This window comes from Rhodovulum tesquicola (assembly GCF_024128855.1).
In the GTDB taxonomy this organism is placed as follows: domain Bacteria; phylum Pseudomonadota; class Alphaproteobacteria; order Rhodobacterales; family Rhodobacteraceae; genus Rhodovulum; species Rhodovulum tesquicola.
The window spans coordinates 65,332-86,433 of record NZ_JAMYDV010000008.1; the positions used below are offsets into that span (position 1 = coordinate 65,332).

Sequence of the window (21,102 nt, forward strand, 5' to 3'; positions counted from 1 at the left end):
GGTTCGATCCGTCCGGAGTTGGGAAAGATGAGCTTCACCCTCGCCATCGTGGGCCGCCCGAACGTGGGCAAGTCCACGCTGTTCAACCGCCTTGTCGGCAAGCGGCTGGCGCTGGTCGACGACCAGCCGGGCGTCACGCGCGACCTGCGCGAGGGCGAGGCGCGGCTGGGCGATCTGCGCTTCACCGTGATCGACACCGCGGGTCTGGAAGAGGCGACCGACGAAAGCCTTCAGGGACGGATGCGCAAGCTGACCGAACGCGCGGTGGGCATGGCGGATGCCTGCCTGTTCGTGATCGACGCGCGGGCGGGCGTGCTGCCCAGCGACGAGATCTTTGCCGAGATCCTGCGCCGCAAGTCGGCCCATGTGATCCTGGCCGCCAACAAGGCCGAGGGCGCGGCGGCCGATGCGGGCGTGATCGAATCCTATGCGCTGGGCCTGGGCGAGCCGGTGCGCATCTCGGCCGAGCATGGCGAGGGGATGGGCGATCTTTACGCAGCCCTCGCCCCCCTGGTCGAGGAGGCCGAGACCCGCCAGATCGAGGAGGCCGCGCCCGAGACCGATGTCGATGTCGGCGAGGAGGACGAGGAGACCGGCCCCCGCGTGCCGACCCGCGCGAAACCTTTGCAGATCGCCGTGGTGGGCCGCCCGAACGCGGGCAAGTCCACGCTGGTCAACGCGATTCTCGGCGAGGATCGTCTGCTGACCGGCCCCGAGGCCGGGATCACGCGCGACGCGATTTCCGTGGTGCTGGACTGGCAGGGCGTGCCGATGCGCGTCTTCGACACCGCGGGCATGCGCAAGAAGGCGCGCGTGCAGGACAAGGTCGAGAAGCTGTCGGTGGGCGACGCGCTGCGCGCGATCAAGTTCGCCGAGGTCGTGGTGGTGCTGCTGGACGGACAGGCCCCGTTCGAGACGCAGGATCTGAAGATCGCCGATCTGGCCGAGCGCGAGGGCCGCGCGGTGGTCGTGGCGGTCAACAAATGGGATCTGGAAGAGGACCGGCAGGGCAAGCTGAAGGAACTGAAAGAGGAATTCGCCCGCGCGCTGCCCCAGATCAAGGGCGCGCCGCTGGTCACCGTCTCGGCGCTGACCGGCCGGGGTCTCGACCGGCTGAACGAGGCGGTGATGTCGGCCTATGCGGTCTGGAACCGCCGGGTTTCCACGGCAAAGCTGAACCGCTGGCTCGCGGGCATGCTGGAACTGCACCCGCCACCCGCCCCGGGCGGCCGCCGGATCAAGCTGCGCTACATGACCCAGGTCAAGACGCGGCCGCCGGGTTTCGTGGTCATGGCCTCGAACCCCGAGAAGCTGCCGGAAAGCTACCGGCGCTACCTCGTGAACGGGCTGCGCGAGGATTTCGCCATGCCGGGCACCCCGATCCGGCTGACCTTTCGCGGGCAGGGCGACCAGAACCCGTTCCGGACAAAGAAGAAAAAGACGCCCTCGCGGTTGCGCAAGCATCTGGGCAAGGGGCCGCTGGGCGGCTAGGTCGCCGCCCGCACCGTCAGCAGCCCGATCAGCACCGCGCCCGCGATGGCGGCAAAGGCGACGATCGGCGTCGTGGTCGCATTGGCCACGATCACGCCCACCAGCGCCCAGATCAGCGCGCCGCCATATTCGGGCGCGCGGTCCAGCGCCAGCAGCACCAGCGCACCCGTCACCAGCGCGCCCGCCAGCGCGATCAGCGCCCAGACCACCGGGCCGAAGAACAGCCCGTAGCCCCCGCCCAGAAGGCCCACCGCGACCCAGCTGGCGGCCGTCAGCCAGCCCGCATAGACCGCCACCGGCGCCTGAAGGGTCCAGCGGTCGGTGAAGGGCGTGCGCGCCAGCGCCCAGAGCGCCATGGCCAGCATCCACCACAACAGCACCGAGGCCCAGAGCGGCGAGAGTTGCGCGACCCCGATCCAGGCCGCGCCGGGCGCCAGCGACAGGATCAGCGGCAGGCGCGCGGGCTCCCATGTCTCGTCCTTGGCGCGCTGGAACAGGCCCATCCCGGCCGAGATCATCAGCCAGACATAGATCAGCCCCCAGATGCCGAAGGCATAGCCCGCCGGCTGCACCGGCGGGTCGTCCTGCGGGATCGGGAACTGGCCGGGCTCGAAGCCCGAAAAGCCGCCCGACATCAGCGGCGACAGCACGAAGAACAGCGTCGCGACGAAGACGAGGATCGCCTTGACCGGATCCATCAGGCCAGCACCCCCTTGGCCGTGAGCGCGGTCTTGCCGCCGAGATACGGGGCAAGCGCGGCGGGCAGCGCGACCGAGCCGTCCGCCTGCTGGCCGTTCTCCAGCACCGCGATCAGGCAGCGCCCGACCGCCAGGCCCGAGCCGTTCAGGGTGTGGACATATTCCGGCTTGCCGCCGCCTTCGGGGCGGAAGCGGGCGTTCATGCGCCGCGCCTGGAAATCGCCGCAGAGCGAGACGGACGAGATCTCGCGATAGCTGTTCTGGCCGGGCAGCCAGACCTCGATATCATGGGTCCGCCGCGCGCCGAAGCCCATGTCGCCGGTGCACAGCACGACCGTCCGGTAGGGCAGGCCCAGCCGTTCCAGGATGTCCTGCGCGCAGCCGGTCATCCGGTCGAGTTCCGCGCGGCCCTGATCGGGGGCCACGATCGAGACCATCTCGACCTTCTCGAACTGGTGCTGGCGCAGCATGCCGCGGGTGTCCCGGCCCGCGCTGCCCGCCTCGGAGCGGAAGCACAGCGAATGGGCGGTCATCCGGCGGGGCAGGTCGGCGGCGTCGAGGATCTCGCCCGCCACGGTATTGGTCAGCGTCACCTCGGAGGTGGGGATCAGCCACCATCCCTCGCGCGTCTGATAGCTATCCTCGCCGAATTTCGGGAGTTGCCCGGTGCCATACATCATCTCGTCGCGCACCAGAACGGGCGCGTTGACCTCGGTCAGGCCGTTCTCGGTGACATGGGTGTCCAGCATGAATTGCGCCAGCGCCCGGTGGATGCGGGCGACCGCGCCCTTCAGCACCACGAAGCGCGCGCCCGAAAGCTTTGCCGCCGCCTCGAAATCCATCCCCGGCAGGACGCCCGGGATCTCGAAATGCTCGCGCGGCGCGAAATCGAAGGCGCGCGGGCTGCCCCAGCGGTGGAGTTCCACATTGTCGGATTCGTCGGCGCCGTCCGGCACGTCGTCGAGCGGCAGGTTGGGCAGGCGCATCAGCAGGTCGGCAAGGCGGGCATCCTCGGCCCTGGCTTCTTCCTCCAGCCGGGCGATCTCGTCCTTCTTCTCGGCCACCAGCGCGCGCAACCGCTCGAACTCGGCCTCGTTGCCGCTGGCCTTGGCGGCGCCGACATCCCTGGACGCGGCGTTGCGCTCGGCCTGCGCCTCTTCGGCGGCCTGGATCCGGGCGCGCCGCGCGGTGTCGATGGCAAGGATCCCGGCCGAGACCGGGTCAAGGCCCCGGCGGGCCAGCGCGGCGTCGAAGGCGTCGGGGTTTTCGCGGATGGCGCGGATGTCGTGCATGGGGGCTCCGTTGCAGGGCGGCGGGACCGTCTTCGGCCCCGTATGCCCCAGCCGCACGGCGTTTTGAACCGGGAATCGCCGCGCCGGTCACTCGGGCGTCAGGAAGGCCGCGTCGGGGCGGGCGGCGACGGTGCGAATCCGGCCCGGCCCGGTGCTGCCCGCCGAGACAACCGCGATCACCCGCCAGCCCGCCGCGGTCTGCACCAGCACCGGCGCGCCCGAGGTGCCGAAGACCACCGGGCAGTCCAGGCCCAGGATGCCGGGCCAGCGGTTCAGCACCCGGCAATCGTCATGTCGGCTGAGCGCGCTGGTCCGGTCGCGGCGATAGCCGATCAGCGACAGCGCGCCGCCATCGGCCGCGCCGAGATCGGCGGGCAGGGGGGGCACCTCGCCGGGCGGGATCGGCTCGGCCAGGCGCAGCACGGCCAGATCGGTGGCAAGGGTCTGGAAATTGATGCCGTTGGCCTGATCGTAATCGGGATGCAGCCTGATTTCGGCGGCGACCCTGTGCGCGGCATATCCGCCCTTGAGCCAGCCTGCGAGGAAATGCACCTGACCGGGCCGGACCACGCGGTTGGGGTTCAGCGCGAACAGGCAATGCGCCGCGGTCAGCACCAGATCGGGCGCGATCAGCGTGCCGGTGCACATGCCGCCCGTGTCGAATCCGGTCACATTGATGCGACCGATCGCGCGCCAGGGCTGGTGCTCGGCATCGCTCAGCCGCACCGGCGCGCCCCCGTCGGCGGCGGCGATTCCGGGCGCGAGACAGGCCAGCAGCAGCAGGACAAGGCGGAACGCGCGTTTCATGCCCCAGATATGCGCCGGACCCGCCCGAGGTCAAAGCCGCGCGGCTTCGCCTTGCCAAGCAGGGGGGCACCGAATAGGGTGCGCCGCGACCAAGGACCCGGGCAGCGCGCCTGCCCGCAGAACACGGGGATTCTCACGATGTTTGTCACGCCTGCCTTTGCGCAAGCGGCCGGTGGCGGCGGCGCCGGGGGCGCCTTTGCGACCTTCCTTCCGCTGATCCTGATCTTCCTGATCATGTATTTCCTGCTGATCCGGCCCCAGCAGAAGAAGATGAAGCAGCACAAGCAGATGGTCGAGGCGCTGCGCCGCGGCGACCAGGTCGTCACCCAGGGCGGGCTGATCGGCAAGGTCTCCAAGGTCAAGGACGACGAGGAACTGGAGGTCGAGATCGCCGAGAACGTGCGCGTGCGCGTCGTCCGCCACACCATCGTCCAGGTGCTGAACAAGACCGAGCCCGCCGAGAAGGCATAACCGCAGATGCTGCAATTCGCGCTTTGGAAGCGGGCCACGATCTGGGCGCTTGTCCTGATCGGCCTCGCTCTGGCCATGCCGAACCTGTTCTACGAACGGGTCGAACGGCATAACGACGCCGTTCAGGCGATCGAACTCCGGGGCGCGATGCCCGAGCTTGTGGCCGACCGGGACGCCTGGCCCGGCTGGCTGCCCTCGGGGCTGGTCAATCTCGGCCTCGACCTGCGCGGCGGCGCGCATCTCCTGGCCGAGGTCAAGGTCGCGGATGTCTATGCCGACCGCATGGATGCGCTCTGGCCCGATGTGCGCGACGCGCTGCGCGCGGTGCGCGACGAGGTGGGGCCGATCCGGCGCGCCGACTCGCCGCCCGCCGAACTTCATGTGAACATCGCCCGGCCCGAGGGGATGGCTGCCGCGATCGCCGCCGTGCGCGAGATCGCCCGCCCCACGGTCACGCTGACCGGGGTGGGCAGTTCCGATATCGAGGTGCGCGGCGCGGGCGATCTGCTGATCGTCCAGTTGTCCGAGGCCGAGAGGCAGGCCACCGACAACCGCACGATCCAGCAATCGCTGGAAATCGTGCGCCGCCGCGTCGACGAGGTCGGCACCCGCGAGCCGACGATCCAGCGCCAGGGCGCCGACCGCATCCTGATCCAGGTGCCCGGCATCGGCTCGGCCGAGGAACTCAAGGCGCTGATCGGCACCACCGCGCGGCTGACCTTCCACCCGGTCGTCTCGCGCACCGACAATCCGAACGACGCGCCCGGCGCGGGCAACGTGATCTACCCCTCGATGGACGATGCGGGGGTCTATTACATCCTCGAACGCACGCCGGTCGTCTCGGGCGAGGAACTGACCGACGCCCAGCCCGCCTTCGACCAGAACGGGCTGCCCTCGGTCACCTTCCGCTTCAACCCCGCCGGCGCGCGCAAGTTCGGCCGCTACACGCAGGAAAATGTCGGCTCCCCCTTCGCCATCGTGCTGGACGAGGAGGTGATCTCGGCCCCCGTGATCCGCGAGGCGATCCTGGGCGGCTCGGGCCAGATCACCGGCAATTTCGATGTCGAGGAATCGACCCAACTGGCGATCCTGCTGCGCGCGGGGGCGCTGCCCGCGGAACTGGTCTTCCTCGAGGAACGCACCATCGGCCCCGAACTGGGCGCCGACAGCATCGCCGCGGGCAAGATCGCCTGCATCGTGGCATTCGTCGCGGTGCTGTTCTTCATGGGGGCAAGCTACGGGCTGTTCGGGATCTTCGCCAATATCGCGCTGATCGTGAACGTGGCGATGATCTTCGGCCTGCTGTCGCTGATCGGCGCCACGCTGACGCTGCCCGGCATCGCCGGGATCGTGCTGACCATCGGCATGGCGGTCGATGCAAACGTGCTGGTCTTCGAGCGCATCCGCGAGGAACTGAAATCCGCCCGCGGCCCGGCCCGCGCCATCGAGCTTGGCTATGAAAAGGCGCTGTCGGCGATCCTCGATGCCAATATCACCACCTTCATCACCGCGACGATCCTGTTCACCATGGGCTCGGGCCCGGTCAAGGGCTTTGCGGTGACGCTGGGGCTGGGCATCCTGACCTCGGTCTTCACCGCGATCTTCGTCACCCGCCTGATGGTGGTGATGTGGATGGAACGCCGCCGTCCCAAGACCATCACCGTGTGAGGGGATCCGCATGCGCCTGAAACTCGTTCCCTCGGACACCAACTGGAACTTCTTCCGGTTCGCCAGCTTCACCTTCGGCGCCTCGGTGGTGGCGATGGTGGCCTCGGTGGTGCTGTTCTTCCTGATGGGGCTGAATTACGGGATCGACTTCCGCGGCGGCACCACGATCCGCACCGAAAGCACCCAGCCCGTTGACGTCGCCGCCTATCGCGCCGCGCTTTCCGCGCTCGATCTGGGCGATGTGGCCATTTCCCAGGTCTTCGACCCCGGCTTCGGCCCCGAACGCAACGTCGCCCAGGTGCGCATCCAGGCCCAGGACGGCGAGGAAAGCATCACGCCCCAGGTCATCAACGCGGTCGAGGCCGCGCTGAAGACCGTCGATCCCTCGATCACCTTCCCCTCGGTGGAAAGCGTCGGCCCCAAGGTCTCGGCCGAACTGGTGCAGACCGCGATCCTTGCCGTGGTGCTCTCGATCGTGGCGGTCCTGGTCTATATCTGGCTGCGCTTCGAATGGCAGTTCTCGCTGGGCGCGGTGGCCGCACTTGTCCATGACGTGACGCTGACCATCGGGGTCTTCGCGGCCCTCCAGATCCGCTTCGACCTCGCCATCATCGCGGCGCTGCTGACCATCGTCGGCTACTCGCTCAACGACACCGTGGTCGTGTTCGACCGGGTGCGCGAGAACCTGCGCAAATACAAGAAGATGGAGCTGCGGGACCTGCTGAACCTCTCGATCAACGACACGCTCTCGCGCACGGTGATGACCTCGGTCACCACGCTCCTGGCGCTGATCGCGCTGTTCGTTCTGGGCGGCGACGTGATCCGGGGCTTCGTCTTCGCGATGATCTGGGGGATCGTGGTCGGCACCTATTCCTCGGTCTTCGTGGCCTCGAACATCCTTCTGTTCCTCGGCGTCAAGCGCGACTGGTCCAAGGATCAGGACGGTGGCGCGGGCACGCAATTCGCCAGCGCCGAGGGCTGATCCGCCACCGCGCGCGCCGCCATGACGCCGCCATGACGGGGCGGCCGCCCCCCCCCCCCCGAGGCCCAGGGAGATGCCGATGCGCCTGACCGAGATCCAGCCGCCTGTCGGCCTTCCCGTCGACGGCTACGGCCCGGGCTTCTTCCGCATCGCGGGCAGCGTGCATGAAGGCCCGGTGATCGTCGCCGAGGGCCGGGCGCTCGCCTGGGCCGGCCTTGACGATCCCGCGCCGCTCTTCGCGCTTGCAACCCGCGTCGACGTGCTGCTGGTGGGCACCGGCAACAGCCTCCTGCCGCTGCCGGGTGGCCTCCAGTCCCGGCTCGAGGCGGCCGGGCTCGGGGTCGAGTTCATGGCCAGCCCCTCCGCCGCCCGCGGCTACAACCTCCTGCTCGCCGAAGGCCGCCGCGTCGCCGCCGCCCTGGTCCCGGTCTCCGCCGCCCCGCCGGCCTGAGCCTTCTTCTGGCCCCAAATATCCCCGCCGGAGGCGCCGCGCGCGGCCACGCGCGCGGCCACGCCCAACCGCGGACAAGCGGGGCGCCTGCGCCCTGCGCCGGCCGGGGGCGGGAGTGCCCCTTTCCCGCTTCCCGCCCGCCCGCCGATCGGCTATGCGAAACGCATGGATCTGACCGTGCAAGACCTCGCCTGCGCCCGCGGCGGACTGCCCGTGCTCGAAGGCGTCGGCTTCACGCTGCACCCGGGCCGGGCGCTCATGCTGCGCGGGCCGAACGGCATCGGCAAGACGACGCTTCTGCGCACGCTCGCGGGGTTGCAACCCGCCCTGTCCGGAACCATCTCGGCCCCGCCCGAGGCGATGGCCTATGCCGCCCATGCCGACGGGCTCAAGGCGACGCTCAGCGTCGAGGAGAACTTGCGCTTCTGGGCCCGCATCTTCGGCCAGACGGGCATCGGCCAGGCGCTGGACGAATTCAACCTGGCCGATCTCGCCCATCGCCCGGCCCAGAACCTCTCGGCCGGGCAGAAGCGGCGGCTGGGCCTTGCCCGCCTGCTGGTCACCGGGCGGCCGATCTGGGTGCTGGACGAACCGACCGTCTCGCTCGATGCCGCCTCGGTCGCGCTGTTCGGCCAGGCCGTGGCGCGCCACCTGCGGGCGGGCGGCGCCGCGCTGATCGCCACGCATATCCATCTGGGCTTCGAGGCCGCGGAGCTTGACCTCACCCCCTTCCGCGCCCGTCCCCGTGCGATGGACCGGTTCGACGAGGCCTTCGCATGATCGCGCTGCTGATCCGCGATCTCGCCCTTGCGATCCGGGCGGGCGGGGGATTCGGGCTGGGCCTCGCCTTCTTCCTGATCGTCGTGGTGCTGGTGCCCTTCGGCGTCGGTCCCGAAAGCGCGATCCTGTCGCGGATCGCGCCCGGCATCCTCTGGGTCGGTGCGCTGCTGGCCTGCCTCCTATCGCTCGACCGCATCTTCGCGCTGGATTTCGAGGATGGCTCGCTCGACCTGCTGGCCACCGCGCCGATCCCGCTGGAAGGCGTCGTGGCGATGAAGGCCGCGGCGCATTGGGTGACGACCGGCCTGCCGCTGACCCTGGCCGCACCTGGGCTCGGCCTGTTGCTGAGCCTCGATCCGGCCGCCTATGGCTGGCTCGTGCTCTCGCTCGCCCTCGGCACGCCCGCGCTCAGCATGATCGGCACCTTCGGCGCGGCGCTGACCGTGGGGCTGAAGCGCGGCGGGCTGTTGCTGTCGCTGCTGGTGCTGCCGCTTTACGTCCCGACCCTGATCTTCGGCGCCGAGGCGGTGGTGCGGGGCGCGGCCGGGCAGGCCAATGCGACGCCGCTTCTGATGCTGGCGGGGATCACGCTGGCCACGCTCGCGCTGCTGCCCTTTGCGGCGGCTGCGGCGATCCGGATCAACCTGCGCTAGGGTTCACGCGCTATTCAGTTGAGACCTCAGGAAAAGCCCTCTAGGAAACGTTCATGTCGCTCTGGGAATATGCCAATCCGAAAAAGTTCATGCAGACCTCGCAGGCCGTTCTGCCCGCGATCTGGGGCCTGACGGCGCTGTCGATGGTGGTGGGTCTGGTCTGGGGCTTCTTCCTGACGCCCGAGGCCGAGAATTTCGGCTCGACGGTCAAGATCATCTACCTGCATGTGCCCGCCGCGATGATGGCGATCAATGCCTGGGTGATGATGCTGGTGGCCTCGCTGATCTGGCTGGTCCGCCGCCATCACGTCTCGGCGCTGGCGGCGCGGGCCGCGGCCCCGGTGGGGCTGACGATGACGGTGATCGCGCTGGTCACCGGCGCGATCTGGGGCGAGCCGATGTGGGGCACCTACTGGGCCTGGGATCCGCGGCTGACCTCGTTCCTGATCCTGTTTCTGTTCTATCTCGGCTATATCGCGCTGTGGGAGGCGATCGAGAACCCGGACGCCGCGGCCGACCTGACCTCGGTGCTGTGCATCGTGGGCTCGGTCTTCGCGCTGCTGTCGCGCTACGCGGTGAATTTCTGGAACCAGGGGCTGCACCAGGGGGCGACGCTGTCGATGGACAAGCAGGAGAACATCGCCAACGTGTTCTGGTTTCCGCTTCTGGTCTGCATGGGGGCCTTCATCCTGCTGTTCGTGGCGCTCGTGCTGGAACGCACGCGGACCGAGATTCGCGCCCGCCGGATCAAGGCGCTGATCGCGCGGGAGCGGATGGCATGATCCCTGATCTGGGCAAATACGCGGGCGCGGTGCTGTCCTCCTACGCGATCTCGCTGGCGCTGCTGGTGGCGCTCGTCGTGCTGTCGCTCTGGCGGGCTGCGCGGGTCCGTCGGCAACTCGAAGAGGTCGAAGCGCGCAGGGTTTCCGATGACTGAGAAGAAACGCGTCTCTCCGCTGATGTTCGTGCCGCCGGTGATCTTTGTCGCCCTCGCCGCGCTGTTCTTCATCGGCGTCGGCCGCGATGACCGGAACGCGCTGCCCTCGATGCTGATCGGCAAGCCCGCGCCCGCGCTGGCGGTCGAGCCGCTGGGCGGCGAGATCTTCGACGAGGCGGTGCTGCGCGGAGGCGCGGTGACGCTGGTGAATTTCTGGGCCAGCTGGTGCGGCCCCTGCCGGGACGAACATCCGCTGCTCGAGGCGCTGGCCGCCGAGGGCGTGGCGATCTACGGCATCAACTACAAGGACAAGCCCGCCAACGCGCTGCGCTTTCTCGACCAGTTGGGCAATCCCTATGCGGGCATCGCGGCCGATCCGGCGGGGCGCACGGCGATCGAATGGGGCGTCTATGGCGTGCCGGAAACCTTCGTGCTGGACGGGCAGGGCCGCGTCCTGCTGCGCCATCCCGGCCCGCTGACCGCCGCGGTCATCGAAACAAGCCTGCGCCCGGCCATCGAACGGGCCGCCGCCGCCGAGTAAGCCCGCCGCGCTGCCATGAAAAACGCCCCCGCCTTTCGGACGGGGGCGTTTGCGTGCGCCGTGATGCGGGCGTCAGGCCGCGCGGGCGAGGTTGCGCAGCACGTAGTGCAGCACGCCGCCATGCTCGACATATTCCTTCTCGATCGCGGTATCGATCCGGCATTTCAGCGTGATCGTGCGTTCCCGGCCATCGGCGGAACGGATGGTGCAGGGCACCTCGGCCAGCGGTTTCAGGTCGCCCGCCAGGCCGCTGATCGAGAAGATCTCGTCTCCCTTCAGTTCCAGCGTCTTGCGGTTGTCGCCGCCGGTGAACTCGAACGGGATCACGCCCATACCGACCAGGTTCGAGCGGTGGATGCGCTCGAAGCTTTCGGCGATCACCGCCTTGACGCCCAGCAGCGCCGTGCCCTTGGCCGCCCAGTCGCGCGAACTGCCCGCGCCGTATTCGATGCCGCCGATCACCACCAGCGGCACGCCCTGCGCCTGCCAGGCCATCGCCGCGTCATAGATCGAGGTCTGCGCGCCGTCCGGGCCCAGCGTATAGCCGCCCTCGACGCCTTGCAGCATCTCGTTGCGGATGCGGATATTGGCGAAGGTGCCGCGCATCATCACCTCGTGATTGCCGCGCCGCGAGCCGTAGGAGTTGAACTCGCGCACGGGCACCTGCCGGTCCACCAGGTAGCGGCCCGCGGGTGTGCTGTCCTTGAAGCTGCCCGCCGGGCTGATGTGGTCGGTCGTCACCATGTCGCCCAGGATCGCCAGTGCCCGCGCGCCCGCGATATCGGCGATCACGCCCGGTTCGGTCGCCATGCCGCGGAAATAGGGCGGGTTCTGCACATAGGTCGAGGCGGCGGGCCAGTCATAGGTCTCGCTGTCGGTGGTCTCGACCGCCTGCCATTTCTCGTCGCCCTTGAAGACATCGGCATATTTCTTCAGGAATGCGGCGCGGGTGACCGTCTGTTCGACGAGTTCCGCAATCTCCTTGCCGGTCGGCCAGATGTCCTTCATGTAGACCGGCTTGCCGTCCTTGCCGGTGCCGATCGGATCGCGGGTCAGGTCCACATTCATGTCGCCCGCGATGGCATAGACCACCACCAGCGGCGGCGAGGCCAGGTAGTTCGCCCGCACGTCGGGGGAAATCCGGCCCTCGAAATTGCGGTTGCCCGACAGGACGCTGGTCGCGATCAGGTCATTGTCATGGATCGTCTTCGAGATCTCCTCGGCCAGCGGCCCGGAATTGCCGATGCAGGTGGTGCAGCCATAGCCCACCAGGTTGAAGCCGAGCGCGTCCAGATCCTCCTGCAGGTTCGCCGCTTCCAGATATTCGCTGACCACCTGCGAGCCGGGCGCGAGCGAGGTCTTGACCCAGGGCTTGGCCTTCAGTCCCAGCGCGCGCGCCTTGCGCGCCACCAGCCCCGCGCCGATCATCACATAGGGGTTCGAGGTATTCGTGCAGGAGGTGATCGAGGCGATCACCACCGAGCCGTCGCGCAGCGCGTAATCCTGCCCCGCCACCGCGGCCGACCGGCGCGGGTCCAGCAGCGTGTCGGGCACCGGCCCTTCGGCGCTCATGTCATGGGCGGCGGCGCTTTCGTCCTCGCCGCGATATTCCGCCACCACGCGGAAGAAGCTGTCGGCGGCCTGGTCCAGCGGCGTGTGATCCTGCGGCCGTTTCGGCCCCGAGATCGCGGGCACGACCTCGCCCATGTCCAGTTCCAGCGTGTCGGTATAGACCGGCGCGTAATCGGGCCCGCGCCACAGGCCGTTTTCCTTTGCATAGGCCTCGACCAGCGCGATGCGGCCCTCGTCGCGGCCCGTCTGGCGCAGATAGCGCAGTGTTTCGTCATCCACCGGGAAGAAGCCGCAGGTCGCGCCGTATTCGGGCGCCATGTTGGCGATGGTCGCGCGGTCGGCCAGCGGCAGATGATCCAGCCCGGGGCCGTAGAATTCCACGAACTTGCCGACGACGCCCTTCTTGCGCAGCATCGCCACGACCTTGAGCACCAGATCGGTGGCCGTCGTGCCCTCGAGCATCGCGCCGGTCAGCCGGAAGCCCACGACCTCGGGGATCAGCATCGACACGGGCTGGCCCAGCATCGCGGCCTCGGCCTCGATGCCGCCGACGCCCCAGCCCAGCACGCCGAGGCCATTGACCATGGTGGTATGGCTGTCGGTGCCGACCAGCGTGTCGGGATAGGCCACGGTTTCCCCGCTCTGGTCGGTGTCGGTCCAGACGGTCTGGGCCAGGTATTCCAGGTTGACCTGGTGGCAGATGCCGGTGCCGGGCGGGACGACGCGGAAATTGTCGAACGCCTTCTGGCCCCATTTCAGGAAGGTGTAGCGCTCGATATTGCGCTCGTATTCGCGGTCCACGTTCAACTGGAACGCCCGCGGATTGCCGAACTCGTCGATCATCACGGAATGGTCGATCACCAGATCGACCGGGTTCAGCGGGTTGATCTTCTGCGCATCGCCCCCCAGCGCCACGATCCCGTCGCGCATCGCGGCCAGGTCCACGACCGCGGGAACCCCGGTGAAATCCTGCATCAGCACGCGCGCCGGGCGATAGGCGATCTCGCGATCCGACCGCCCGCCATTCGCCGCCCAGTCGGAAAAGGCGCGGATGTCGTCCACGCTGACCGTCTTGCCATCCTCGAAGCGCAACAGGTTCTCAAGCACCACCTTCAGCGCGGCGGGCAGGCGGGTGAACTGGCCCAGCCCCGCGGCCTCGGCGGCCGGGATCGAGTAATACGCAACGCTTGCCCCGCCGGCGGTCAGCGTGCGGCGGGTGCGGGCGGTGTCCTGTCCAACGACGATCGGCATGTGGGGCGGTCTCCATGGCTCAAGCGCATCTGTCCTTGAAGACCTCTTGCCCTAACGGCCGCAAGCGATCAAGAGGGCACGGTATTTTCTGTATACCGTGGTGCACAGAAGGCGGATCCCGGGTGTGGCCAAGCTGTCGCACCCTCCCGAATCCTTGATTGGCAGGGGAGGGGCGGGTTCTGTAGGAAGGTCGGGGACAAGGCGGACAGGGCAGGGCACATGCGGGCGTTCATCACGGTTCTGATTTCGGCCTGGCTGGCGTTTTCGGGAACGGCCCGGGCCGAGGGGGGGCCGGTGGTGCTGGAGCTGTTCACCTCGCAGGGCTGCGCCTCCTGCCCGCCCGCCGACGCGCTGATCGCGGAACTGGCCAAGCGCGAGGATGTCATCCCGCTGGCGCTGCATGTGGATTACTGGGACTATATCGGCTGGAAGGATGTCTTTGCCGATCCCGCCTTCACCCGCCGCCAAAAGGCCTATGCAAGGGCGGCGGGCCAGCGGTCGGTCTATACCCCGCAGATCATCGTGGGCGGCAAGGATCACGTCGTCGGCTACAGCCCGATGGACGTGGTCCGCCTGATCGAGGCGCATCGCGGCGCACCAAGCCCCGTGACCCTGACGATGGAGCGGCAGGGCGATACGGTCACGATCCGGGCCCGCTCGGAGACCGCCTTCGAGGAGGACGTGGTGCTTCAGGTGGTGCGCTACCGCCCGTCCGAAGAGGTCGAGATCACGCGGGGCGAGAATTCCGGGCAACGCTATGTCTATACCAACATCGTCGATGCCTGGAACGCGGTCGCCCGCTGGGACGGCGCGCTGCCGCTGGTCGTGACGGTGCAGATCGAGGGCGAGCAGCCGATCGTCGCGCTGATCCAGAAGGCGGGGCCGGGGCGCATCCTGGCGGCGGCGCGGCTGCGCTGATCAGCCGGTCCCGGCGCGGTTCCGCCCGCGCGGGCGCGGGGCCTTCCAGCGGCGGTGGATCCAGAACCATTGCTCGGGATGGGCACGCACCCGCGCGGCAAGACTGTCGTTCAGCGCCTGCGTCATCGCCTCGGGCGTCCCGGCCGGAACCGGGGACTCCAGCGCGATGTCGAAGCTCAGCCCGTCGGGGCGGCGCGTCGCGTAAAAGGGAATCAGCTCGGCCCCGTAGCGCAGGGCAAGCTCGGCCGCCGAAAGCGTGGTCAGCGCGGGCTGCCCCATGAACTCCAGCACCGCGCCCCGGCTGTGGTGCTGGTCGATCAGCAGGACCAGCATGCCGCCCGATTTCAGGTGCCGCACGAAGCCGCCGGTGCCGCGGCGGCCCTGCGCGAAGACGGGGCCGCCGAACGCCTCCATCGTGCGGACGTAATGGGCGTTGAAGAAGCGGTTGCGCATCGGCCGGTACAGCCCGCCGACCGCATGGCCCCGCGCGACCAGGGCGGCGCGGGCGGCCTCGTAATTGCCGAAATGCCCGGTCACGAGGATCACCGGACGCCCGGCGGCATGCGCCGCCTCGAGCGCCGCAAGGCCGGGGCCGCGCGGTTCGGCGCTGGCCATGCGCGCAAGGAACTCCCGGGTCGAGTAATTCTCGATCAGCGTGCGGCCCGCATTGTCGGCGACCGCCCGGGCGATCCGCTGCCGCTCGGCGGGGGGCATGTCGGGCCAGATCAGGGCAAGGTTCTCCTCGGCGCGGGCCAGATAGCCCGCCGGGCGCGCGATCAGGCGGCGCATGACCCATCCCGCGAACCGCACCCGCCGCTCATAGGGCAGGGCAAGGGCAAGCGCGATCACGGCGCGGATCGCGCGGTCGGCAAGCCAGTCCGTCGCGCCCCGCCTTTCCTTTCCCGATGTCCTGCCGCCGCTGGCCATGGCCGCCCGCTTTCCCTGTCCGCGCCCCGCCGCGGCGCGTGGGCAGACATAGAACCCGCGCCCCGCGATCACAAGCAGGACGCCCCGGCGACCGCCTTGCGCAGCGGGGGGGGCGGTCCTACCCCTCGCCGGTGGCCGCCTTGAGCCTGATCTCGCCCGCGGCCTCCAGCCCGCGCAGCGCGGCGGTGATCTCGGACATCGCGGCCTCGGTCTCTTCGGTCGAGGGGGTGCCGCGCTCGGCGATCTCCTCGCGCAGCTGGGCGGACATCCGCTGGGACATGTTGGACAGGATGAACTCCACCGTCGGGGCGTTCTTCTCGTCGGCCCCGGCCATCGCCGTGACCAGGACGGGCTGATCCACGGTTCGGGTCAGCGCCTGCACATCCAGCGGCGCCAGCCGGGCGGGAATGTCGGCAAAGGTGAAGACCGCCCGGCGCACGCGTTCGGCCAGATCCGCATCGGTCTCGGCCAGACCCTGCAGGACGTCGTCGCGGGTGGCGGCGGGGGCGGCATCGAGGATCGCGCCCATGCGTCTTTCCGTCGGCAGCTCGAACGCCCGCACCGGCGCGTCGAGCAGGCGGCGGGCCAGCGCCGCGCCGATCCGGGCGATCGCCGCGGGCGGCACGCCCGAGGTGCGCGAGATCGCGATGGCGATGCGCCGCGCCTCGGGGCCGGGCATCTGGCCAAGCGCCGCGGCGGCGATCTGGCTGGGCAGCTTGGCCAGCACGATCGCGGCCACTTCGGGGCTTTCGGACATCAGCAGCTCGGCCAGCTTCTTCGGCTCCTGTTCGGAGAGCAGCACCCAGGGATCGGTCGGCCGGTCCCCGGCATGCAGGGCCTGCAAGGCGGCCGCCGCCTCGGGGCTGAGATGCTCGCCCAGCAACTCGATCGCGCCGTCGATGCCGCCGGGGAAGGCAAGCCCGGCCAGTTCCAGTTCGGCCACGAATTCCTCGACCACCGATTCCAGCGTGGGCGCGTCGATATAGCGAAGCCCCGCGATCTCGTCGGCCAGGCTGGTCTGAAGCTCGGCGGGCAGATCGCCCAGTGGCAGCGTGACCCCCTCGTTCAGCAGCAGCCGCACGATGATCGCGGCCTTGCGCCGACGCGTCAGGCCGGTGGCCGAGCGGATATGCCCGGGAAGGCTGGGGGTAAGGCTGGTCACACCACGCTCCGTCTGCAACGGCGCCAGATTGGCGCAGGAGCGTTAAGCCGGGGTTGATGGCCGCCCGCTGGCATAAAAAAAGCGGCGCGGTCTGGACCCGCGCCGCGTCAGGTCGCCGGATGTCCGGCCCGTCAGCTCGTCGCCTGGTCGACGCAGGTGCCCGAGGCCGAATCGAACACCTTGCCGTCGGCGCACTGGCTGGCGTTCATCCGTTTTTCCCAGCCGCAGCCATTGGCAAGCGCCAGAGTCGGGGCCAGCGTCAGAACCGCCGCCGAAAGGATCGTCTTGAAGGTCATGGTGCATCTCCCTGGTGAGGTGTGACACAAGGTAGCACGTTCCCGGCGATTTCCAAACCTTCGCTTTGCCCGCTGCGCGACCCTATGCCGGTTCGCCGAAAACCCGGGCAAAGATCGTGTCGACATGCCTGGTGTGATAGCCGAGGTCGAATTTCTCGTCGATCTCGGCGGGGCTCAGCGCGGCGGTCACCTCCGCGTCGGCCAGCAGTTCCTCGCGGAAATCCTTGCCTTCCTCCCAGACCTTCATCGCGTTGCGCTGCACCAGCCGATAGGCATCCTCGCGCGAGACGCCCGCCTGCGTCAGCGCCAGAAGCACCCGCTGGGACATGACCAGCCCCTTGAACTTGTTCATGTTCTTCAGCATCGCCTCGGGATAGATCACCAGCTTGTCGATCACCCCCGCCAGCCGGTTCAGCGCGAAATCCAGCGTCACGGTCGCATCGGGCGCAATCCCGCGCTCGACCGAGGAATGGCTGATGTCGCGCTCGTGCCACAGCGCGACATTCTCCAGCGCCGGGATCACCGTCGCGCGCACCAGCCGCGCAAGGCCGGTCAGGTTCTCGGTCAGCACCGGGTTACGCTTGTGCGGCATGGCGGAACTGCCCTTCTGGCCTGCGGAAAAGAACTCCTCGGCCTCCAGTACCTCGGTGCGCTGCATGTGGCGCACTTCGATGGCGATGTTCTCGATCGAACTGGCGATCACGCCCAGCGTGGCGAAGAACATGGCATGCCGGTCGCGCGGGATCACCTGGGTCGAGATCGGCTCTGGCGTCAGGCCCAGCATCTTGCAGACATGCTCTTCCACGCGCGGGTCGATATTGGCGAATGTGCCGACCGCGCCGGAAATCGCGCCGGTGGCAATCTCGGCCCGCGCGGCCCGAAGGCGGGCGCGGTTGCGGTCCATCTCGGCGTAGAAACGCGCGAAGGTCAGGCCCATGGTGGTGGGTTCGGCATGGATGCCGTGGCTGCGCCCGATCCGGACCGTGTCCTTGTGCTCGTAGGCGCGGCGCTTGAGCGCGGCGAGCACCTTGTCCAGATCGGCCAGCAGGATATCGGCGGCGCGCGTCAGCTGCACGTTCAGGCAGGTGTCCAGCACGTCGGACGAGGTCATGCCCTGATGGACGAAGCGCGCCTCCTCGCTGCCGACATGCTCGGCCAGATGGGTCAGGAAGGCGATCACGTCATGCCTGGTCACCGCCTCGATCTCGTCGATGCGGGCGACGTCGAATTCCACGTCCTTGGCCTTCCAGACCGCCGCGGCGTTCTCCTTCGGGATCACCCCCAGTTCGGCCATGGCGTCGCAGGCATGGGCCTCGATCTCGAACCAGATGCGGAACCGGGTCGCGGGCTCCCAGATGGCGGTCATCTCGGGGCGGGCATAGCGGGGGATCATGGGCGGCCTCTTGGACAGGATTTCCGCGGTCTGATACCCGTTGGGGCGGGGCGCGACAAGAAGCGGGGGCGGGGATGCCGGATCTGGAGGCGTTTGCCGGGGAATGGCGGCTTGATCGGGTGATCGAGGATGCCCGGGCAGGCCATGCCGCGCGGTTCGAGGGACGGGCCGTCTTCGCCCCCGGCAAGGCGGGGCTGGTCCAGGCCGAGACCGGCAGGCTGCACCTGCCGGGCCATGCGCCCATGACCGCAGAGCGGCGCTATCTGTGGCGGCAGGGGGCTTCGGGGATCGAGGTCTTCTTCGAGGACGGCCGGTTCTTTCACGCCATCGCGCCCGGCCCGCATGCGCAGGCCCTGCATGACTGCCCGCCCGACCGCTACGAGGTCGGCTATGATTTCGCCCGCTGGCCCGACTGGTCCAGCCTCTGGCGCGTCACGGGGCCGCGCAAGGACTATGCGATGCGCTCGGTCTATACGCGGCTCGGGGCTTGCGCGGGGGGCGGGGCTGGGGCAGAAGTCGAATGAAGAGAAAAAACCAGCCGAACGGAGAGACCGAGATGGCCAAGGCCCTGACCGGCAAGGTTCTTGCCGAAACCCTGCTGCCCGAAGGCGGCGTCGCGCTGCGCGTGAAACAGGCGCTGCTGGTGGTGGCGGGCATCGCCGCGCTGGCAGTCGCGGCGAAGATCAAGGTGCCGATGTGGCCGGTGCCGATCACCATGGGCACCTTCGCGGTGCTGGCCATCGGCGTGGCCTACGGGCCGAGGCTGGGCCTTGCGACGATCCTGGGCTACATGCTGGTGGGCGCGCTGGGCTATGATGTCTTCGTGGGATCGAGCGCCGAGGTGGCGGGCCTGACCTACATGATGGGCGCCACCGGCGGCTATCTGGTCGGCTATGTGCTGGCGGTGGTGGCGCTGGGCTTTGCCGCGCGCGCCGGATGGGACCGCTCGATGGGCCGGATGGCGGCGGCGCTGCTGCTGGGCAACGCGCTGATCTATGTGCCGGGCCTTCTGTGGCTTGGCCATCTCTATGGCTGGGAGCAGCCGATTCTGGCCTGGGGCCTGACGCCCTTCCTGATCGGGGATGCGCTGAAGCTGGGTCTGGCGGCGCTGCTGATCCCGGGGCTCTGGGCGCTGATCGGCCGCGCGCGCGGCTGACCTTTCCGGATCGACAGGAAGGGGGCGTGGCCGGCCGGGCCGCGCCCCCTTGACGTTCGGGACATCGGGACCGTGGTGCCATGGGTATTTTTGCCAAGAAGAAGCACAGGGCGGTGCCCTTGACCGACCCCGACGGCCCCTGCGCCGGCGGCCGGGATCGGGATTGATCGGCCCATGTCCGCCGCCGATCCGATCCTGCAGAGCCACCTGCCGCACACGCCCTGGGCCGAGCCTGCGATGCGGCGCCTGCCGGGCATCCAGCCGCTGGAGATGGCGGACTGGCTGGTGGTGGACGACGCCCATGCCGGGCAGATGGCCGCGCGCGACCGGCTGATCGCGACACGCCCCGCCGAGGTTCATGCGCTGACCGAGGGCGCGCGGGCGGCGGCCGGGGAACTGCTCGACACGGTTCTGGCCCTGCTGGCCGGGCGCGGCGATTTCGCGGTCGGGGGCGACGCGGTGATCCGGCCCGATGGCGTCCGCGTGCCGCTCGACCGGGCGGCGCCGCTGCTGACGCTGGGCCGGTTGGTGCAGGAGGATTTCTGCCTCTTGCAGCCGGGGGCGGGCGGGCTGCCGGTGCTGACAGGCGCGATCCTGTGCTTTCCGGCCAGTTGGATGCTGGCGGAAAAGCTCGGCCGCCCGCTGGGGCCGATCCACGCCCCGGTGCCGCAATATGATGCCGCCCTTGCCGCGCGGGTCGAGCGGCTGTTCGTCGGTCTGCGCCCGGGGCGTGCCCTGTGGCGGGCGAACGCGCATTACTATACCGACCCCGCGCTGTTCCAGCCGCGCCCCGAATCCGCGCCGCGCGCCAAGGTGAAGGGACCCGCACCCTTCCTGCGCAGCGAGCGGCAGGTGCTGGTCCGGCTGCCCGTGAGCGGCGCCGTGATCTTTTCGATCCATACCTGGGTCGTCGCCTTCGACAGCCTGACGGACAGCCAGCGCGCCGCGCTGGACGCCCATCCGATCGGCTATGACCCGGCCCGCCCGATCCCGGGGGGCTAGTCTTGCGGCGGAAAGACCCGCCGCGCCAGCAGCACCCGCGCCCCCGCGGTGACGAAGCACAGCGCGCCGAAGGCCCAGGCCAGCGGCGCGAACCATCCCGGCCAGAGGCAGAGCGCGACGAAGAAGGCGATGGTTTCCGTCCCCTCCAGCAACCCGCCGGTGAAATAGAGCGATTTCACCCCCCGCGCGCGGGTTTCCAGCCCGCGCCGCTCGGCCAGGATGGCGAAGCCCAGAAAGCTGGCCCCGTTGACATAGAAGCTGAGCAGCAGGAACGCGCCTGCCGCCCCGTGCGCGGCCGGGTCCAGCAGCACGAAGCCCAGCGGCACCGCGCCGTAGAACAGGAAATCGCTGACGATATCGAGAAAGCCGCCGAAATCGGTCTTGCGGCTGGCGCGCGCCACCGCGCCGTCCAGCCCGTCGGCCAGACGGCTGGCCAGCAGCGGGACAAGCGCCAGAAGCGTCAGCCCCAGCGCGATCAGGCCCGCCGCCGCCAGCCCCAGCGCCAGCCCGGCCAGCGTCACCGCATCCGCCGTGACCCCGCGCGCGGCCAGCGCCCGCCCCGCCCGGTCGAGCGGCGGGTCGATCAAGCGGCGCATGATCCCGTCCAGCATCGCCACCCCCCCTTGCTCGCCAAGCTGTCGGCCGAACGCGCCG

At 69.2% G+C, this 21,102-nt stretch carries 23 protein-coding genes; 14 read left to right on the top strand and 9 right to left on the bottom strand.

Translation table 11 applies throughout. The features are described 5' to 3' along the window. Positions 1–27: 27 nt before the first annotated feature. The gene (gene der, locus NHN26_RS09025; protein ID WP_253089156.1) at positions 28–1,491 is read left to right on the top strand and encodes a ribosome biogenesis GTPase Der; all 1,464 of its coding nucleotides are present in this window, start codon (positions 28–30) and stop codon (positions 1,489–1,491) included. On the opposite strand, the gene NHN26_RS09030 is transcribed toward der, so the two are convergent. The 3 genes from NHN26_RS09030 to NHN26_RS09040 form a co-directional block, all read right to left on the bottom strand. Further along, positions 1,488–2,189, bottom strand: coding sequence for a TspO-related membrane protein (locus NHN26_RS09030; RefSeq protein WP_253089157.1), 702 nt, complete (start codon positions 2,187–2,189; stop codon positions 1,488–1,490). The genes der and NHN26_RS09030 overlap by 4 nt on opposite strands. Continuing rightward, positions 2,189–3,481 (bottom strand): serine--tRNA ligase, encoded by a 1,293-nt coding sequence (gene serS / locus NHN26_RS09035; protein ID WP_253089158.1) that lies wholly within the window; start codon positions 3,479–3,481, stop codon positions 2,189–2,191. The genes NHN26_RS09030 and serS overlap by 1 nt, the downstream gene beginning before the upstream one ends. Before the next feature lie 87 nt (positions 3,482–3,568). Beyond that, complete coding sequence (locus NHN26_RS09040) at positions 3,569–4,288, bottom strand: trypsin-like serine peptidase (protein WP_253089159.1); 720 nt, start codon at positions 4,286–4,288, stop codon at positions 3,569–3,571. 138 nt (positions 4,289–4,426) lie between these two features. Here NHN26_RS09040 and yajC point away from each other — a divergent pair, with 138 nt between their 5' ends. From yajC to NHN26_RS09085, 9 genes are all read left to right on the top strand, one after another. After that, a complete protein-coding gene (gene yajC, locus NHN26_RS09045; protein ID WP_132694607.1) occupies positions 4,427–4,759 on the top strand; it encodes a preprotein translocase subunit YajC in 333 nt (110 codons plus the stop codon). Between the two features lie 6 nt (positions 4,760–4,765). Continuing rightward, positions 4,766–6,427 carry a protein translocase subunit SecD gene (gene secD / locus NHN26_RS09050; protein ID WP_253089160.1) on the top strand — a complete coding sequence of 554 codons (1,662 nt, stop codon included), beginning with the start codon at positions 4,766–4,768 and terminating at the stop codon, positions 6,425–6,427. Between the two features lie 10 nt (positions 6,428–6,437). Next, positions 6,438–7,409, top strand: a complete 972-nt coding sequence (gene secF / locus NHN26_RS09055; protein WP_253089161.1) for a protein translocase subunit SecF — start codon at positions 6,438–6,440, stop codon at positions 7,407–7,409. A 79-nt stretch (positions 7,410–7,488) separates the two neighbouring features. Continuing rightward, positions 7,489–7,860 carry an Mth938-like domain-containing protein gene (locus tag NHN26_RS09060; protein WP_253089162.1) on the top strand — a complete coding sequence of 124 codons (372 nt, stop codon included), beginning with the start codon at positions 7,489–7,491 and terminating at the stop codon, positions 7,858–7,860. Between the two features lie 165 nt (positions 7,861–8,025). Further along, positions 8,026–8,640, top strand: a complete 615-nt coding sequence (gene ccmA / locus NHN26_RS09065) for a heme ABC exporter ATP-binding protein CcmA (protein WP_253089163.1) — start codon at positions 8,026–8,028, stop codon at positions 8,638–8,640. Beyond that, entirely contained in the window at positions 8,637–9,293 is a 657-nt protein-coding gene (gene ccmB / locus NHN26_RS09070) for a heme exporter protein CcmB (RefSeq protein ID WP_253089164.1), read from the top strand. The genes ccmA and ccmB overlap by 4 nt, the downstream gene beginning before the upstream one ends. A gap of 53 nt (positions 9,294–9,346) precedes the next feature. Continuing rightward, on the top strand, positions 9,347–10,075 hold the full coding sequence (locus NHN26_RS09075; protein ID WP_253089165.1) for a heme ABC transporter permease: 729 nt from the start codon (positions 9,347–9,349) through the stop codon (positions 10,073–10,075). Next, positions 10,072–10,230 (top strand): heme exporter protein CcmD, encoded by a 159-nt coding sequence (gene ccmD, locus NHN26_RS09080; protein ID WP_253089166.1) that lies wholly within the window; start codon positions 10,072–10,074, stop codon positions 10,228–10,230. Before NHN26_RS09075 ends, ccmD begins: the two co-directional genes overlap by 4 nt. Further along, a complete protein-coding gene (locus NHN26_RS09085) occupies positions 10,223–10,771 on the top strand; it encodes a DsbE family thiol:disulfide interchange protein (RefSeq protein ID WP_253089167.1) in 549 nt (182 codons plus the stop codon). Before ccmD ends, NHN26_RS09085 begins: the two co-directional genes overlap by 8 nt. Positions 10,772–10,843: 72 nt before the next feature. Here the strand turns inward: NHN26_RS09085 and acnA are convergent, their stop codons facing one another. Further along, positions 10,844–13,594 carry an aconitate hydratase AcnA gene (gene acnA / locus NHN26_RS09090; RefSeq protein ID WP_253089168.1) on the bottom strand — a complete coding sequence of 917 codons (2,751 nt, stop codon included), beginning with the start codon at positions 13,592–13,594 and terminating at the stop codon, positions 10,844–10,846. Positions 13,595–13,813: 219 nt separating this feature from the next. On the opposite strand from acnA, the gene NHN26_RS09095 reads away from it, so the two are divergent. Beyond that, positions 13,814–14,512 carry a DUF1223 domain-containing protein gene (locus tag NHN26_RS09095; protein WP_253089169.1) on the top strand — a complete coding sequence of 233 codons (699 nt, stop codon included), beginning with the start codon at positions 13,814–13,816 and terminating at the stop codon, positions 14,510–14,512. On the opposite strand, the gene NHN26_RS09100 is transcribed toward NHN26_RS09095, so the two are convergent. From NHN26_RS09100 to purB, 4 genes are all read right to left on the bottom strand, one after another. Further along, complete coding sequence (locus NHN26_RS09100; RefSeq protein WP_253089170.1) at positions 14,513–15,439, bottom strand: lysophospholipid acyltransferase family protein; 927 nt, start codon at positions 15,437–15,439, stop codon at positions 14,513–14,515. Between the two features lie 118 nt (positions 15,440–15,557). Next, positions 15,558–16,601, bottom strand: a complete 1,044-nt coding sequence (locus NHN26_RS09105; RefSeq protein WP_253089171.1) for a flagellar motor switch protein FliG — start codon at positions 16,599–16,601, stop codon at positions 15,558–15,560. Positions 16,602–16,732: 131 nt separating this feature from the next. Continuing rightward, positions 16,733–16,897: a hypothetical protein gene (locus tag NHN26_RS09110; RefSeq protein ID WP_165899202.1), complete on the bottom strand. Its 165-nt coding sequence runs from the start codon at positions 16,895–16,897 to the stop codon at positions 16,733–16,735. A gap of 82 nt (positions 16,898–16,979) precedes the next feature. Further along, positions 16,980–18,290: an adenylosuccinate lyase gene (gene purB / locus NHN26_RS09115; RefSeq protein WP_253089172.1), complete on the bottom strand. Its 1,311-nt coding sequence runs from the start codon at positions 18,288–18,290 to the stop codon at positions 16,980–16,982. A 74-nt stretch (positions 18,291–18,364) separates the two neighbouring features. On the opposite strand from purB, the gene NHN26_RS09120 reads away from it, so the two are divergent. The 3 genes from NHN26_RS09120 to NHN26_RS09130 all read left to right on the top strand — a co-directional run bounded on the left by NHN26_RS09120 (position 18,365) and on the right by NHN26_RS09130 (position 20,448). Next, the gene (locus tag NHN26_RS09120) at positions 18,365–18,814 is read left to right on the top strand and encodes a DUF6314 family protein (RefSeq protein WP_253089173.1); all 450 of its coding nucleotides are present in this window, start codon (positions 18,365–18,367) and stop codon (positions 18,812–18,814) included. Between the two features lie 32 nt (positions 18,815–18,846). Then, the gene (locus NHN26_RS09125) at positions 18,847–19,446 is read left to right on the top strand and encodes a biotin transporter BioY (protein ID WP_253089228.1); all 600 of its coding nucleotides are present in this window, start codon (positions 18,847–18,849) and stop codon (positions 19,444–19,446) included. A gap of 174 nt (positions 19,447–19,620) precedes the next feature. Further along, the gene (locus tag NHN26_RS09130) at positions 19,621–20,448 is read left to right on the top strand and encodes a heme-dependent oxidative N-demethylase family protein (RefSeq protein WP_253089174.1); all 828 of its coding nucleotides are present in this window, start codon (positions 19,621–19,623) and stop codon (positions 20,446–20,448) included. On the opposite strand, the gene NHN26_RS09135 is transcribed toward NHN26_RS09130, so the two are convergent. Next, positions 20,445–21,059, bottom strand: a complete 615-nt coding sequence (locus tag NHN26_RS09135; RefSeq protein WP_253089175.1) for a CDP-alcohol phosphatidyltransferase family protein — start codon at positions 21,057–21,059, stop codon at positions 20,445–20,447. The two genes, NHN26_RS09130 and NHN26_RS09135, sit on opposite strands and share 4 nt — an antisense overlap. Positions 21,060–21,102: the final 43 nt, after the last annotated feature.